This is a genomic window from Bacillus sp. SIMBA_008, assembly GCF_046535495.1.
Classification (GTDB): Bacteria; Bacillota; Bacilli; order Bacillales; family Bacillaceae; genus Bacillus; species Bacillus subtilis.
On record NZ_JAWRWL010000024.1, the window covers coordinates 1 to 472 of the forward strand.

The window sequence follows — 472 nt, forward strand, 5'->3', positions numbered from 1 at the left end:
GGGCTCGCCGAACGCCCCTCAAACATCGCATTCGCCTTTAAAGGAATGACTAATAAGTAAAAAAGGGAGAGATGACAATGACTACACCTTATAAACACGAACCATTCACGAATGTCCAAGATCAATCGAACGTTGAAGAATTTAAGAAAGCGCTTGCGACGGTAAATGAGTATCTGGGAAAAGATTATCCGCTCGTCATCAACGGTGGAAAGGTAGAGACGGAAGCGAAAATCGTATCCATTAACCCTGCAGACAAAGAAGAAGTCGTCGGAAAAGTGTCAAAGGCGTCCCAGGAGCACGCTGAGCAGGCGATTGAAGCGGCTGCGAAAGCGTTCGAAGAGTGGAGATACACATCCCCTGAAGAAAGAGCTGCCGTTTTGTTCCGCGCGGCTGCCAAAGTCCGCCGCAGAAAGCACGAATTCTCCGCCCTGCTCGTCAAGGAAGCAGGAAAGCCTTGGAACGAAGCTGATGC

At 49.6% G+C, this 472-nt stretch carries 1 protein-coding gene; it reads left to right on the forward strand.

What is annotated here, in order from left to right:
• Nucleotides 1–77: 77 nt before the first annotated feature.
• A partial coding sequence (locus tag SB658_RS21870; protein WP_410602278.1) for an aldehyde dehydrogenase family protein occupies nucleotides 78–472 on the forward strand: 395 nt, incomplete at its 3' end.